Raw genomic sequence first — 790 nt, 5'->3', positions numbered from 1 at the left:
CGGTTTAAATATGCCACATATAATAAATGAGTTAATAAGCTAGTTCTTATTTGTGGTGACTGACAATTTTAATTGTAGAACTAAGATATTGTGCTTATAAAGTTTAATCGGAAAGTTACTTCCCAATCCATGTATTGTCATTTTGATATTGACCAGAGCAAGCGCTGTTATATGCAAGTTGGCCCGTAGACTTATCTCGACAGCGCCAGACTAGGTTGTAGTTGCCATCATAAAACTGGTCCCATGCATAACCAGAAGAATAGTTATTTGACCCGCCAGCTCCTGCCGCAGCAACAGCTAAAACGACAACACCTACCGCAACGACAGCAGCAACAACGCCTTGAGCGATTTCTTTTCTGTCTTGTGCAGCTAATATCTCACATTTGTATTGAGTGAGTGTTCTATATTTAACTTCTCTGTTAAGTGCGTAGATATAGTTCGCTTCATCAGTATTTCCGGCTGTATAAGTTTTAGCGAGGATATCTTTATCATTAAGGTAGTTTCGACACACTTGGGCATCTGTTAATTCAGAGTCACCGGCAATGATGGCGTGTCTAGAGGCTGAACAGCCTGTAATAAGGCTAAGTATTAGAAAAGATGCATAGTGTTTTTAACTAAAGTCATTAGTAAATTATTCCATAATTAAAATAAGCTTTGAGTAAGCCCATAATTCCTTTGTGAAATTTTAACAAGCCGATGGTGATTTTACTAATTGTTATTAAAGGGATTTTTCATCTTTAAGTCTAAAGCATGCTTATATCAGCTCTAATTAAACTATCGTCTCACAAAA

1 protein-coding gene is annotated in these 790 nt (G+C 36.8%); it reads right to left on the bottom strand.

Translation table 11 applies throughout. From position 1 onward, the window contains the following. Positions 1 to 115: 115 nt before the first annotated feature. Positions 116 to 511, bottom strand: a complete 396-nt coding sequence (locus H5118_RS20965) for a hypothetical protein (protein ID WP_182749995.1) — start codon at positions 509 to 511, stop codon at positions 116 to 118. Between the last annotated feature and the right edge of the window lie 279 nt (positions 512 to 790).

Source organism: Pseudoalteromonas sp. SR41-1, from assembly GCF_014164015.1.
In the GTDB taxonomy this organism is placed as follows: domain Bacteria; phylum Pseudomonadota; class Gammaproteobacteria; order Enterobacterales; family Alteromonadaceae; genus Pseudoalteromonas; species Pseudoalteromonas distincta.
This window is presented reverse-complemented; position numbering and strand designations above follow the sequence as displayed.